The following is a 13,114-nucleotide window of genomic DNA, read 5'->3' on the forward strand; positions in this document are numbered from 1 at the left end:
ATCAGGCGAATTCCACTTCGACGTGGCCGTGCACGCTGCGGAACGCGGCGTCGGCCGCATCGATCACCTGCTGCTCCTGCCTGGCACTCAGCGGTACCGCGTCCAGCGCAGCGGTGAACTCGCGCCAGTGGCGCGCCGCGCCATCCGGATGCGCGGCCAGGTGGCGGGCGCCGAAATCACGATCCAGGCCGAGCCTGGCGGCCATCTTGTACAGAATGGTGCCGCCGAGGTTGGACCCTTCGGCCACATACAGCCACCCCAACGCGGCGGGCAGTTCCAGATCGGACGGCAACGCCGCGATGTCGGCCCCGGGCAGCGTCTGCTCCAGATCCTGCAGGTCGCGCGCCACCTGGGCCAGGCGGCGGCGCTCGCCCAGGTCCGGCAGCAGTGCGTCCAGCGCAGGGTTGGCATACAGCGCATCGATGCTGCGATGGAAGCGGTACTGCACGCGCAGGAACCGGGCGAAGTTGCTGCGGTCGGCGAAGATGTCACCGGCCATGATGCGCTTGTCCAGGGCGCCATGGCTGTCGCGGGTGGCGGCCTTGAGCCGCAGGCTGCGGCTGTCTTCAGGGGCGGTGTGTGCGTTCATGGGGGATGCCAAGGGGGTCGTCCTGCTGTAGACGTTCGCCACGGGGCTTTCCCCAAGGCTATGTGCGCCGATAATGGCGCATCCCTTCTTACCGCAGGAACCGACGATGATCACCACCGAACCGCGCATGACCAACCTGTTCCTGCAGCTGGGCCTGGACGCCAGCGCCGAGGGCATCGCCCGCTTCATCCGCGAGCACCAGCTGGCCACCGATGTGGAAGTGGTCGAGGCGCCGTACTGGAACGATGCGCAGCGCCAGTTCCTGTCCGAGTCGCTGCAGGCCGATGCGGCATGGACCACCGTGGTGGATGAGCTGAACGAGTCGCTGCACGAGGACGCGGTGAAGGCGGCGACGGGGCTGTAAGCGGGGTATCCCCCGCTGGTGGGGTCAGAGCCCTTTCCGGAGGAAAGGGATCCGACCCCGCCGCTCATCCTTTCCGGAGGAAAGGGATCCGACCCCAGCGCTCATCCGCGACCGATCAGTACTTCCAGGTCAACGCCAGCCGGGCCGTACGGCCCGGTGCCGGCATCACGCCCAAGGCCAGCGGGTCCAGGTAGTAACGATCGGTCAGGTTGTCCACGCCGGCTTCCACCGAGAGCTGGTCGTTGAAGCTCCAGCTGGCGAACAGGTCGACCAGCGTGGTCGGCCGGTACAACTGCTGGATCGCCGACAGGCCCACGTTCCAGTCCTTGTCCAGCTTGCTGATCGGGCCAGCGTTGTGGACCACGCGGGTGCCGAAGGTCAGGCGCTCGTCGAACAGGCGCGAGCCCAGGGTCAGGTTGACCATGTAGCGCGGTGGGTTCTGGGTATTGGTGTACGAGCCCTCGAAGCCGCCGTCCACGCAGTCGGGCGTGTTGGCCAGCTCGCCGTTCCTGCGCTGCGCCCCATAGGCACGGCGCTCGGCGGCGATGTCCGGCGCGCAGGTCTTGGCCTTGAAGTAGTAGTGCGCGGACAGATCGGCAAATACCTTGCCGCTGTCATAGCTGGACTGGAACTCCATGCCCGAGACCTTGAACTGGTCGACGTTGCGGATCAGGCCCGCCGACAGCGTGCGGTAGTCACGGGTGATCAGGTCGTCGATACGGGTATCGAAATACGCCAGCTTCAGCGCCAGGCGGTCGCCGGCAGTGAACAGGTCGTAGCGGAGGGTGCTGGCGCCGATTTCCCAGCTGCGCGCGCGCTCCGGCTTAAGCTCGCCCACCGGCTTGGCGGCGGTGAACAGGCCCAGCGTGGTCTCGAACAGGCTCGGCAGCTTGGTGCCTTCGGCGTACTTCACGTAGACCATGGTGTCTTCGCTGAAGCGATAGGCCACGCTGGCGGTCGGCGAGAACGCGCTGTCGCGGCGGCGGATCGGCTGCGACCAGCTCCAGCTGACCGGCACTTCCAGATCCTGCGCCTTGCCAGCGTCGTAGAAGTTCCAGCCACCGATGTCGGCCACCGTACCCTTCTTGTACGGCGAGGCCAGCAGCGATTCCCGGGTGAAGTTGCCGTTGGCATCCGGGTACCAGTTCAGCAGCGCGATGCGCTTGGCCCGCCACGACGGCAGCGCCGGGTTGCCATTGAGCAGTTCGGTGTAGCGGTACTGTCCCTGCACTTCATAGGCATCGGGCGTGGCCAGGCGGTTGCGGTCATGTACATCCACGCGGTTCCAGCGGCCGCCGGCCAGCAGTTCCCAATGCTCATCGGGCTGCCACTTCAGCGAGGCCACGGCGCTGTACTCCTTGCGCTCGGCGTTGCGCAGGAAACGGTTGTTGACCAGGTCATCGTGCATGACCGGCCCCGAACTGCCCGGCGCGATGTCTTCGTCGCTGTAGGACAGTCCGTAGTCGAGGGTGAACGCACCGGCGCGGGTGTCGAACCTGGAGGTATTACTGGCATCCAGGCCGAAGCGTTTGTGCCGCAGCGGATTGCGGTAGGCATCCTTGTAGCCGGGGTCACCGCTGAAGCTGGGCGCGTCATACCACTCGGTGCGGCGGTCGAAGTACCACGGGGTGATGCCGGTCAGGCTGTTGTACATCACGCTGTCGGTGTCGGTGTACGCGGCGTTGACGCGCAGGTCGATCAGCTCGCTGTCCGGATTGAAGCGGTAGCGCAGGCTGTAGCTGTCCATGTCGACGTGGCCCGGATCCCACTGTGGAATGCGGTCACGATCCACGCGGATGATCTGCGAGGCCATGATCTCGCCGGCAGTGCCTTCATAGCGGCGATAGCCGGCTTCCAGCGTCTGCGTGTCGTCGATGCGCCAGGTTCCCTTGAGCAGCGCCGACTTCGAGCGCGAAGAGGTATTGAAAACCTCGGTGCGCGGCGGATTCAGCGGCGCCAGCGTGCGCCGATCCTGCGGGAAGTCGTCGTAGCCATGGCGGCCGGAGAAGTAGTTGCCGTTGTCACGGTAGGCGTAAGCGGCGACCAGATCGAAGCGGTCCCAGTGCCCTGCGGCGGCCACGTTGAAGAACTGGCTGCCGGTGGCGCTGCGATCGGTGCGCGGTGCCGCACTGTAGGACGGCAGGCTGTTGGCACTGCCATTGGCCAGGCCGCCGCGCACGCGCACGCCGACGTCGCGGCCCTCGCGCAGCACGTCACCGATCTTCAACGTCTCCATCTCGACCACGCCGCCGATGCCACCGGACGCGTTGGCCTGCAGGCTCGGCCCCTTGGTGATGGTCAGGCTGGAGATCAGGTCCGGGTCGAGGTAGGTGCGCTGCGACTGGCCGGCGTAGCCACGGTAGGTATCCATGCTGGACTGGCCACCGTCGATGATCACCGGCACGCGGCCCTGGCCCTGGATACCGCGGATGTTGACGTCGAAGCCGTTGCCCACGCGCGGATCACCGGCGGTGACACCGGCCACACCCTTGACGATGTCGCCGTTGGAGGTGCCGCGGAAACGCTCCAGATGCGTGCGATTGAGCGTGGTGGTCGAACCCACGCTGCGATAGCTGTCGAGCAGGCGTGCTTCATCACTGGTCGCGCCGCTCCCGACGCGGTCGCCGGCCACACTCAGCGTGTCGGTGACGATCACACCACTGTCGGCCTGCAACGGCGTTGCCGCTTCCAGGGTGACCGCATCGGCGCTGACCCGGCGCACTGCCAGGCCACTGCCCTGCAGCAGCTGCTGCAGCGCCTCGTTGGCCGACAGGCTGCCGCCGACCGCGCGAGAAGTTACGCCACGTGCCAGCGATGCGGGATAGACCACCTGCACACCGGACTGGCGCATGTAGCTGCGCAGCGCGTCATCCAGCGGTTGCGCCGGAATATCGAAGCGCAGCACGGCCGCGTGGTCGCTGCTGGCGCTCTGCGCCAGTACGGACGGCGCGGCACTGGCCAGGCCGGCGGCGAGCAACGCGATGCACAGGCGGGACCGGCGCAGCACGCGGCCCGGGCGATGGAAGTCGAACATGGGGGAACCTGTCAGGTAATCGGTGCCGCGAACGCGGCGTCATCCGCAACACGGGCGGACACGGCGACGTACGTGGCGGCGGCGGGTACGTTCGCGGAGTAAGACGGATGAAAGCGTGGCAACCCCAAGGGGATTTGCAGTCGAAGCAGGTGCCGACGGTTGCGCGCCCGGTTGCAGTGGTGGGCGCCGACGGTTGCGTGGCTGGTTGCAGTGGTGGGTGCCGACCGTTGGTCGGCACCGGGGCAATGGCGTGGATCTACCGATGGACGATGGCGACGCCGAGCGGCAGCCGGGTCACCTGCAATCCAGCCGTCGCGGCCAGCGCATCCAGCGCCTGTTCCGGGCGGTCGATGCGCAACGCCGCGCTTACCGCCGGCAGCTGCGATAGATCACCACGCACGAAGGTCGGGCCAGCGCGATAGCGCCCCACCCATTGCACCGCGTCAGCGACGCGGGCCTGTTCCAACAGCAGCTCGCCCTGACGCCAGGCGCCGACGCTGTCGGCCGCAACGTCCCCCAATCGCCTCACCCCACTGTGTTCACCGTAGGCCGCGCGCTGGCCCTGCTGCAGGTAGGTCCAGCCACCGTCAACCGGGCTGGCCATCCGTACCCTGCCCTGCCCGACCTGGGTTTCCACCTGGTCGTGGCCCCGCGCCACGGTGAAGGCGGTCGAGATGTCCTCGACCACGCCATTGCCGGCGCGCACGCTGAAACGTCGCTGCGCGTCCGGACTGACCTCGAACCAGGCACGCCCGCGCAACAGCTCGACCTGGCGGGCGTTCGCATCAAAGTGCACGGCAATCGCACTGTCGGCGTCCAGCACCGCACGGCTGCCATCAGGCAGCAGCACGTTCTGCACCTGGTGCGTGCTGCGGTGATCGGACTGCAGGCGCAGCCACGCCTCCGGCCATGCCACCAGCATCGCCAGCATTGCCGCCGCAGCCATGGCCCAACGCCGTCGGCGCGGGCGTCGACCAGCCACGCGGGCCGGCTGCGCTCGCGGCCCGACGCTGCGCCACAGCGCGCGCTCGTGTTCGAAGGCCCTGCGGTGCCCCGGCTGTTGCAGCCAGTGTTCGAACGCCTGCATGCGCGCGTCGCTGATATCGCCCGAGGCCAGCCACGCGATCCAGTCCCGGGCCTGCTCGGCCAGGGCATCGTCATTGGCGGCAGGCAGCATGTTCGGCGGGCTCATCGGCTGGCGGACAGGCGCATTCAAGCGCGGGGCGGGGGAACTGGACCGCATCCACGGTCCAATGATCAAGACGTTTGCGCGAAGGCCAGCCCCAAGGCGGCGCGATCATCGGCCGCTGCGGGCCCAGGCCAGGCGCTGCAGCGCGGTGCGTACGTGATTCTCCACCGTGGTCACCGATACCCCAAGGCGGCGTGCGATCTCGGCCTGGGTCAGGCCCTGAAGGCGGTTGAGCCGGAAGATGGTGCGGGTCGGCTCCGGCAGATGGCCGGCCGCGTCGAGTACCCGCTGCAGCTCGTCCTGCGCCATGGCCTGCTCTTCGGTGGAGATCACCTCGTCCGGCCCCCACAGGTAGTGATCGGCCAACAGGCGGTTGCGCCGGGTCGACTCGCGGCCGTGGTCGGTGGCCAGGTTGGCGGCCAGCCGGTACAGATAGGCGCGCGGATTGTCGATGGCCTGGCTGTCATCGACCCCACGGGCCTTGAACCACACCGCCTGGATCACATCCTCGGCGCCGTTGTCGCCCCCCAGTATCCGTTGCACCCGGCGCAGCAGCGCTGGCCGCTCGCGGATCAGCAGTTCGGTGAGGGAGGCAGCATTGGAGGACATGCGCGGAGCCGGGACGACAGACGGGAGGCGCCGCGCATGCTACTCCGCAAATGCGAATCAGTCACGTTTGCATTGTCGAAATGGTCACAGGCAATCAGTCAGCCCCTCGTAAACGTGGGTGCTGGTTCCGGGCAGGGTGGCATGCAGGGCTTCATGCCCGGCGCGCTCCCACGCTGCCAGCAGCTCGTCCAGGCGGGTTCCCGCCGCCAGTGGCAGCATGCAGGCATAGCGTCCCTGGTCAACATCGATCTGCCCGGTCTTCTGGACCCAGGTGTAGCTCCCGGCGAACGTCCAGACACAACGGGTCACAACACCGGTGGCCCGCTGCACTGAGCAACGCAAGCGCATCGCCCGCAGGTTGTAATACTGCCCTTCGCAGAAGGTATCCCCACAGATATCGTCAAAGCCGCGCACCAACAGACGTTCGGCCGCCAGGAAGCGCTCGCGCCCGGTCGCCGGATTCGGGTAGTCACGGGCATCGACAAATTGAGGGGTCGCCTGGGCGTTGGCTGCCATCAGCAGCGCGCAGACCAGCCATCGTGCCGGGAAGACGCGCATCACCCCGCCCTCCCGGTCTTCCGGAGGCAGTCCGGCAGCGCATCGAACAGGCCATGGTCAAGTCCAGGCAGGTTCGCCGTCAGGCCATCTGGTGCTTCCAGTGAAGCATGGAAGGCGTCAACAGGTACCCCTGGCCCCAACTCCAACGGACAGACCCAGCGGCCATTGTCGACCTGCACCTCCCCGGTATCGGCCTGCACGGCCAGCTCGCTGGCCATCACCACCCAGGCACAGCGCTGCACCGTTCCGCGATGGGCCAGCACCGCGCAGCGGACCTCCATCACCCGGTAGTTGCTGTACTCACCTTCGCACCAGGTATCGGCACAGAGCCGGTCGAACTCCCTTGCCAGGGCGGCCTGCAGCCCGTAGGCGCGCTCCCAGTTGGCCTTGGGCCGGGGGTAATCGATCAGGTCCACGTGCAGACCGCGGGCGGAGACAGGCAGGGACGCCAGCAACAGCACGACCCCCATGCATCGGGCATGCCAGGACATCGGCGGAACTCCTCGGGAATGAGCGTCCAGCCTGCGCCGGCCTGCCCTCCTGGCCCATCGGCCAAGGGCGGCGCCCCCCGTCAGGCCTTGCCGCGTCGGCAGGTCGGCCACCCGCCCGCTGCACAGCGCCCGGCAAAGGCATAAAATGGTGAGCTATCCGTCTATATCCCCCCACCTGGAGCACACCATGGGTCTGGAACTCGTCTCGCCCGGCAAGAACCCGCCGGAAGAAATCAACGTCATCATCGAGATCCCGAAGGACTCGGAGCCGGTGAAGTACGAAGTGGACAAGGAAACCGGCGCGATCTTCGTCGACCGCATCCTCTCCACCCCGATGCGCTACCCGTGCAACTACGGCTACGTGCCGAGCACGCTGTGTGGCGACGGCGATCCGGCCGACGTGCTGGTGGTGCTGCCGCTGCCGCTGGTGCCGGGCTCGGTCGTGCGCTGCCGTCCGGTCGGCGTGCTGAAGATGAGCGATGAGGCGGGCAGCGACGAGAAGATCCTGGCCGTGCCGGTCTCGAAGATCTTCAGCGGCTACGCCCACGTCGAAGACATCGCCCAGGTCTCGAGCCACTGGCTGGAGCGCATCGGCCACTTCTTCGAGCACTACAAGGACCTGGAGAAGGGCAAGTGGGTCAAGCTGGACGGTTGGGGCGGCGCCGCTGAGGCCAAGCAGATCCTGATCGAGGCGCACCAGCGCCATCTCGACAGCAAAGCCTGAGCCTGAACCGGATCGCTCCGGCGGTACCCTGCCGGAGCGATGCGGGTCACGTTTCATGACGACGGCACATCACTCTTGCTGCCGTATTAGGTAAATTGCGTCACTTCACACGTCATCGACATCCATCGTCGAGACAGCCAGGGGAATGTGTCGTGCGTATTCTGCTTGTTGGGGATGCAGCCAGCCTGCCGGCCGAGCTGACCGAATTCATTGCCGATCTTGGGGAAGACTGGCAGCCGTTGACCGCCACCGATGGCCAGGCCGCGATGACCGCGGTGGCCACGCAGGGCGTGGACGCGGTGATCGTCTGCCCGCAATTGCCGGATCTCAATGCCACCACGCTGCTGGGGCAGATCCGGACCTTGCGCCCGGAGACCATCCGCATCGCGCTGGTCGATGCGCAGCATGGCAACCGGCCGCCGCCGGCGCGCCTCATTGGTGTCGCCCACCGCTTCCTGCCGCTGCCGCTGGCGCCGGAAGTGCTGCTGGAGGCACTGACCAGCCTGGAAGAACTGCGCGAAGTGCTGGACAGCCCGCGCCTGCGCGATGCCATCGGCCGTATCGAGAAACTGCCCTCGCCGCCGCACCTGTACCTGAGCCTGACCCAGGCCCTGGAACATGACGACGACGCCGACAGTGCCGATGTCGCCAAGCTGGTCGCCGCCGATCCGGCGATCGCCGCCAAGGTGCTGCAACTGTCGAACTCGGCCTTCTTCAGCCAGGGCCGCACCATTGCCGACCTGCGCACCGCCGTGACCCGGCTGGGCCTGGCCACGCTGCGTGACCTGGTGCTGGCCAGCGAAGTGTTCTCCGCACCGACGCTGTCGGCCGCCGAGCGCAACTCGCTGCAACAGCGCGCACTGCTGGCCTCGCGGCTCGCCGCACGCCTGCTGCCCGAATCCAGTGCCGAACTGGGAGCGACTGCCGCGCTGCTGGCCGACATCGGCCTGCTGCTGCCGGGTGTGCGCAACGAGCGCAGCGAGCCCTCGCTGGCCGGCGACACCCGCCCTGGCCATGCCGAGGCCGGCGCCTACCTGCTGGGCCTGTGGGGCCTGCCGATGCCGATCATCGAAGCGGTGGCCTTCCACCTGCAGCCGCAGCGCGCCAACACCCGCAGCTTCTGGGTGACCGGTGCGGTGCACGTGGCCCTGGCGCTGGTCAATGGCGATCCGGTGGACGAGGACTATCTGCAGCGCGCAGGCGTGCTGAACAAACTGCCGCAATGGCGCGAACACGCCAATGCGCTGATGGGACTGGTGCCCAGCGACGCCTGAGCGCGTTGCATGATGTCCGGATGACAGAGGGCGCACCCACAAGGTGCGCCCTTTCCATGTCAGCGGGTACCGCAGGCGTCCTGCACGCAGCGACGGTACTGCGACTCGCAGATGACCGGTGACTTGCCACTGGCCAGGCACTGCTGGCGGAACTCCTCGCAGTAGAGCCCACCGCCGCAGACCCCGAGGCCCTGCGCGAACACCGCGCCCACCAGCGTTGCGTAGATCAATGCAGCGGCGGATGCCTGCCGCAGCAACGTGTTCTTCATATCCCTCTCCACATGCAAGCGTCCGGTAGTGGACCTCCTGACTGTGTTGATTACGACACGACGGGACCGTGACTGCGCTCACCTTCCAACAATTTCCGGAATTCCCCTACAAGAAAAAGGGCGGACCTTGCGGTCCGCCCTCCTTCTGTTGCTACCGCACTTCGATGAATCAGAAGCGCTGGGTGTACTTCATGTACAGGAAGCGACCCACGTCGAAGCCGCCGTAGTAGGCGAACGCCGAGTTCGGAGCCGAGTACTGCAGGGCACCCTTGTGGTCGAACACATTGTTCGCGCCCAGGGCGATGGTCGCATCCCACGGCGCCTTCCAGCTGACCTGCAGGTCGTGGAAGGTGTTGGAACCGGTGTGACGCAGCGGATCGGTCTCACCGTTGGCCATGTGGTTCGGAGCATCGCACCAGCCGTCAGCCAGCGAGATGCAGCTTTCCTTCATGCCCGAGTAGTAGCGCGCGGTGTAGTTCACACCGAAATCGCCGTACTGCCAGTTGACGCCCAGGTTCGAACGCACGCGGAACAGGCCCGGCTCGCTGACGCGGCCGACCATGATGTTGTCGCCCGCGCTGTTCTGGCGCTGCTCGTCGTACTTGGCGGTGTAGCTGGTCTGCCAGTCGATGCTGAACTGACCAATGGCCAGTTCCGGCAGGCGGTACTTGATGCCCAGATCGTAGCCCTGGGTTTCCATCTTGCCGAGGTTGGCGGTGCCGTAGGTGATCGCACTGACGTGGCCGTCAGCCGCACGGGTCACGCTCGAGCAGCGCGAAGCGTTACCCAGCACGTAGCAGTCACGCAGGATGCGGTCGACGCTGTCAGCGATGATCATGTCGCTGATTTCGTACTTGTACCAATCCAGCGACACGTCCAGGCCCTGCACCCAACGCGGGCTCCACACCAGGCCGAAGGTGGTGCTCTTGGAGGTTTCCGGCTTCAGGTTCGGATTGGCACCCGAGATGAACTGGTCACCCGACTGGCACGGCAGGGTCGAACATTCCTTGCCTGCCTGGCCCAGCTGCACGTAGTTGGCCGGCACGCCTGCGCCGGAGCACGCGGCATTGCCTGCAACGCTGCCCGGAGCCTTCACGCCGCACGGATCGATGTAGGACTCGAAGCTCGAGCTCAGGCCACCGTACAGGTCGCTGATGGTCGGAGCGCGGAAGCCCTCGGCGTAGGTGCCGCGGACCAGCAGTTCATCCAGCGGACGCCAGGTCAGGCCGAACTTGCTGTTGGTGGTGCCACCGAAGTTGCTGTAGTCCGAATAACGGCTGGCAACGTTCAGGGTCAGTTCCTTGGCGAAGGCCATGTCGGCCAGCAGCGGCACGTTCAGTTCGAGGTAGACCTCGTTCAGATCGTACTGGCCGCGGGTCGGCTTCTGGCCCAGGCCGGTGGACTGGCCCGACTGTGCGAAGGCGTCCGGCACGTAGCTGCCTTCTTCCTTGCGGTGCTCGACACCCAGGGCGAAGCCCAGGTCGCCGGCCGGCAGGGTCACGATGGCGCCCGACAGGTTGGCGGTGAAGCTGGTGGTCTTGGTGACGCCACGGGTGGTGAAGGTCGGGAACAGGAAGTCCTGCAGCTCCTGGTTCGCCAGCGAGCCCTGACCCTCAACGCCGTACGGCAGCAGCGGGTTCCACGGACGGCAATCGCCCAGGATCGGGTTGGCGGCGGTGCCGCAGCGGGCAACGCCACCGGCATCGATGAACGACGGGCCCAGCGCCTGACGCGCGCCGATCAGGCTCATGTCACCGCGGTTGCTCTTGATCGACTCGTTGCGGTTCCACAGCGCGCCGACATCCCAGTCGAAGGTCTTGCCACCCAGCTCGAAGAAGCCGGTCAGGGTCGGAGCGAAGCGCAGGGTCTTCAGCTGGCTGTCAGTGGTACGCGGCACTTCCCACAGGCGGCGGCGGAAGCTGACGTCCTGGCCAACCGGGTTGAAGGCGCTGTCTGCCGACAGCGGGGTGTTGATCGACTTGGAAGCGGACTGGTACGGATAGCCGGCGATCTGCTGGAACGTCTGGCGCTCGTTGTAGAGCACGTCGGTGTTCAGGCTGATCGAATCGGTGAAGTCGTAGGTGCCGTTGATGTAGACCGACTTGCGCTTCACACCGGTCAGCAGGGTCATCTGCTCGTTCGAGTTGGCGAACTCGTCTTCGGTGATCGCGTGGTAGTCGTTCGGGTTCTTCGGATTGCCACCCGGGTTCAGGGTCTGCCACACCGCGCTCGACTTGCTGCAGTCGTACAGCTTCGGGTTGCACCAGCTGCCGTTCTGGCTGATCGGGCTCCAATCAGCCGAGGTGGAGTTCGGACCCAGCGAGCCGTCACGGCTGTACCAGCGGTCCTTGGCCCACACCGGATCCTGCTTCGAGTACTCGGCCGACAGGGTCAGGCTGCCGCGCTCACCGCGGGCACCGAGGGTCATCGAATAGGTTTCGCTGTCGCCGTCGCCCTTGCCGTACTGGCCGACGTACACATTGGCTTCGCCGCCGTCGAAGTTCTTGCGGGTGATCACGTTGACCACGCCGGCAATGGCGTCGGAACCGTAGATCGACGAGGCGCCGTCCTTCAGGATCTCGATGCGCTCAACGGCCGACATCGGGATCTGGCTCAGGTCCTGCAGACCCGAGGTCGAAGCGCCCAGGCGCTTGCCGTTCATCAGCACCAGGGTGCGCTCGGCGCCCAGGTTGCGGATGTCGACGTAGTAGCCGCCCACGTTCTCGCCCGAAGCCAGCGACTCCGAACGCGAGATGGCCGGGGAGCCGGCCGAGGTCAGGTTGTTCAGCACGTCGGCGACGCTCGAGAAGCCCTGCTTTTCCAAGGATTCGCGGGTCATCGTCAGGATCGGCTGCTGGGTCTCCACCGAGGCGCCGCGGATGCGCGAGCCGGTGACCGAAATGCGGTCCAGGTCGGTGGTGCCCTTTGCTTCCTGAGCCGAAGCAAAGGCCGGCGCCAGCGCCAGCGCAATGCCGGCCGGCAGCAAGCCGAACCGCACTGCGGGATTACGAACGTTCATCTATCTCTCCAAGGTACGTGTTAGCAGCGTGTTAAAACACCCCAGCACGTTACGATTGCGTTGCAGCGCTGTATTTGCGCGAACCAACCGGAGACTTTGCAGATTGTGGCGGGAGCAAGCCGCCGTTCTCCCTGAAGCGCGACGCGGACTGGCCGTAGCGGGCGCGGAACGCACGCGCGAAGCTGCAGCAGTTGTCGAAACCGCTGGCGGCAGCGACCTCGCCCACCATCATGTCGGTGTCGCGCAGCAGATCAGCGGCGCGTTCGAGGCGCAGTCGTGCCGAAAGCGACTGCGGGCTTTCCTCGTACAGGCTCTGGAAGGTCTTGGAGAGGTACCAGCTGGAGAAGTTGGTCAGTTCGGCCAGTTCGCCGATGCGCACCACCCGGTGGCTGTTGCCTTCCAGATAGAGGCGCGCACGCTGCATGCGGCCGAACACCTGGCGCTTGCGGCTGCGCGAGCGGCCCGGGCAGCGCTGCACGTTGTCGGCCAGGCCACGCTGCAGGCCAGCAAGGTGCAGCAGCAACGGACGCAAGGCCTGGGCCGGCTGGCCGCTGGCCAGCGCATCGCGCCACAAGCGCAGCGCAACGCGGGCGTCACTGCGGTTCATGCGGCCACGACCGGCATACAGGCCACAGTCGGCCATCTCGGTCAGCACGCGAAGCGCTTCAACGTTCAGGTTCAGGCCAACGCACAACCCGTTGCGACCGGCCTGCACCAACGGCCGCGATTCCTTCTCGAAGGCGATCCACTCGCCCTGGCGCAGGCGGAATCGTCCTTCCTTGGCCTCCACCCACGAACTACCACGCACCTGCATCCAGACAGTGAAGCTGGAGCCGGCGGTCTGCAGGCTGCCCAGCCGGGCCACGCCCAGGCAGGTCGGCGTGACATCGTCGAGCGACCGGTCCAGGGAGACGGTTTGGCCGCGATCGGCCAGCGAGAGTTGACGCATGGGGGCACCACGGATTTGCCTAGTACAGGACTCCGTTTTGCCTAA

At 66.4% G+C, this 13,114-nt stretch carries 12 protein-coding genes; 3 read left to right on the top strand and 9 right to left on the bottom strand.

Features of this window, described 5'->3' with window-relative positions; translation table 11 throughout:
- Position 1 precedes the first annotated feature (1 nt).
- On the bottom strand, positions 2 to 589 hold the full coding sequence (locus AC5P7I_RS02305) for a biliverdin-producing heme oxygenase (protein ID WP_014648320.1): 588 nt from the start codon (positions 587 to 589) through the stop codon (positions 2 to 4).
- A gap of 106 nt (positions 590 to 695) precedes the next feature.
- Here AC5P7I_RS02305 and AC5P7I_RS02310 point away from each other — a divergent pair, with 106 nt between their 5' ends.
- Entirely contained in the window at positions 696 to 953 is a 258-nt protein-coding gene (locus AC5P7I_RS02310; protein WP_006390068.1) for a DUF2789 domain-containing protein, read from the top strand.
- A gap of 115 nt (positions 954 to 1,068) precedes the next feature.
- Here the strand turns inward: AC5P7I_RS02310 and AC5P7I_RS02315 are convergent, their stop codons facing one another.
- The 5 genes from AC5P7I_RS02315 to AC5P7I_RS02335 all read right to left on the bottom strand — a co-directional run bounded on the left by AC5P7I_RS02315 (position 1,069) and on the right by AC5P7I_RS02335 (position 6,834).
- A complete protein-coding gene (locus tag AC5P7I_RS02315) occupies positions 1,069 to 3,987 on the bottom strand; it encodes a TonB-dependent receptor (protein ID WP_262088116.1) in 2,919 nt (972 codons plus the stop codon).
- Positions 3,988 to 4,243: 256 nt separating this feature from the next.
- Positions 4,244 to 5,179, bottom strand: coding sequence for a FecR family protein (locus AC5P7I_RS02320; protein WP_049408701.1), 936 nt, complete (start codon positions 5,177 to 5,179; stop codon positions 4,244 to 4,246).
- Positions 5,180 to 5,284: 105 nt separating this feature from the next.
- On the bottom strand, positions 5,285 to 5,785 hold the full coding sequence (locus AC5P7I_RS02325) for an RNA polymerase sigma factor (RefSeq protein ID WP_014038389.1): 501 nt from the start codon (positions 5,783 to 5,785) through the stop codon (positions 5,285 to 5,287).
- 84 nt (positions 5,786 to 5,869) lie between these two features.
- A complete protein-coding gene (locus tag AC5P7I_RS02330; RefSeq protein WP_197606361.1) occupies positions 5,870 to 6,343 on the bottom strand; it encodes a hypothetical protein in 474 nt (157 codons plus the stop codon).
- Positions 6,343 to 6,834, bottom strand: a complete 492-nt coding sequence (locus tag AC5P7I_RS02335) for a hypothetical protein (protein ID WP_262088117.1) — start codon at positions 6,832 to 6,834, stop codon at positions 6,343 to 6,345. The genes AC5P7I_RS02330 and AC5P7I_RS02335 overlap by 1 nt, the downstream gene beginning before the upstream one ends.
- A 187-nt stretch (positions 6,835 to 7,021) precedes the next feature.
- Here AC5P7I_RS02335 and ppa point away from each other — a divergent pair, with 187 nt between their 5' ends.
- Entirely contained in the window at positions 7,022 to 7,558 is a 537-nt protein-coding gene (ppa, locus tag AC5P7I_RS02340) for an inorganic diphosphatase (protein WP_005410935.1), read from the top strand.
- A 152-nt stretch (positions 7,559 to 7,710) separates the two neighbouring features.
- Positions 7,711 to 8,832: an HDOD domain-containing protein gene (locus AC5P7I_RS02345; RefSeq protein WP_014038392.1), complete on the top strand. Its 1,122-nt coding sequence runs from the start codon at positions 7,711 to 7,713 to the stop codon at positions 8,830 to 8,832.
- Between the two features lie 59 nt (positions 8,833 to 8,891).
- On the opposite strand, the gene AC5P7I_RS02350 is transcribed toward AC5P7I_RS02345, so the two are convergent.
- The 3 genes from AC5P7I_RS02350 to AC5P7I_RS02360 all read right to left on the bottom strand — a co-directional run bounded on the left by AC5P7I_RS02350 (position 8,892) and on the right by AC5P7I_RS02360 (position 13,069).
- Complete coding sequence (locus AC5P7I_RS02350) at positions 8,892 to 9,101, bottom strand: hypothetical protein (RefSeq protein WP_014648325.1); 210 nt, start codon at positions 9,099 to 9,101, stop codon at positions 8,892 to 8,894.
- Between the two features lie 169 nt (positions 9,102 to 9,270).
- On the bottom strand, positions 9,271 to 12,120 hold the full coding sequence (locus AC5P7I_RS02355; protein ID WP_014648326.1) for a TonB-dependent receptor plug domain-containing protein: 2,850 nt from the start codon (positions 12,118 to 12,120) through the stop codon (positions 9,271 to 9,273).
- Positions 12,121 to 12,169: 49 nt separating this feature from the next.
- On the bottom strand, positions 12,170 to 13,069 hold the full coding sequence (locus tag AC5P7I_RS02360) for a helix-turn-helix transcriptional regulator (protein ID WP_032955994.1): 900 nt from the start codon (positions 13,067 to 13,069) through the stop codon (positions 12,170 to 12,172).
- Between the last annotated feature and the right edge of the window lie 45 nt (positions 13,070 to 13,114).

This window comes from Stenotrophomonas sp. YJH_SMC_138 (genome assembly GCF_059369855.1).

Excerpts from the sequence above, each read along its gene's own strand:
- AC5P7I_RS02325 (WP_014038389.1), bottom strand. The coding sequence starts at position 5,785 with ATGTCCTCCAATGCTGCCTCCCTCACCGAACTGCTGATCCGCGAGCGG.
- AC5P7I_RS02320 (WP_049408701.1), bottom strand. The coding sequence starts at position 5,179 with ATGAGCCCGCCGAACATGCTGCCTGCCGCCAATGACGATGCCCTGGCC.
- AC5P7I_RS02305 (WP_014648320.1), bottom strand. The coding sequence starts at position 589 with ATGAACGCACACACCGCCCCTGAAGACAGCCGCAGCCTGCGGCTCAAG.
- AC5P7I_RS02335 (WP_262088117.1), bottom strand. The coding sequence starts at position 6,834 with ATGTCCTGGCATGCCCGATGCATGGGGGTCGTGCTGTTGCTGGCGTCC.
- AC5P7I_RS02330 (WP_197606361.1), bottom strand. The coding sequence starts at position 6,343 with ATGCGCGTCTTCCCGGCACGATGGCTGGTCTGCGCGCTGCTGATGGCA.
- AC5P7I_RS02355 (WP_014648326.1), bottom strand. The coding sequence starts at position 12,120 with ATGAACGTTCGTAATCCCGCAGTGCGGTTCGGCTTGCTGCCGGCCGGC.
- AC5P7I_RS02350 (WP_014648325.1), bottom strand. The coding sequence starts at position 9,101 with ATGAAGAACACGTTGCTGCGGCAGGCATCCGCCGCTGCATTGATCTAC.
- ppa (WP_005410935.1), top strand. The coding sequence starts at position 7,022 with ATGGGTCTGGAACTCGTCTCGCCCGGCAAGAACCCGCCGGAAGAAATC.
- AC5P7I_RS02315 (WP_262088116.1), bottom strand. The coding sequence starts at position 3,987 with ATGTTCGACTTCCATCGCCCGGGCCGCGTGCTGCGCCGGTCCCGCCTG.
- AC5P7I_RS02360 (WP_032955994.1), bottom strand. The coding sequence starts at position 13,069 with ATGCGTCAACTCTCGCTGGCCGATCGCGGCCAAACCGTCTCCCTGGAC.
- AC5P7I_RS02310 (WP_006390068.1), top strand. The coding sequence starts at position 696 with ATGATCACCACCGAACCGCGCATGACCAACCTGTTCCTGCAGCTGGGC.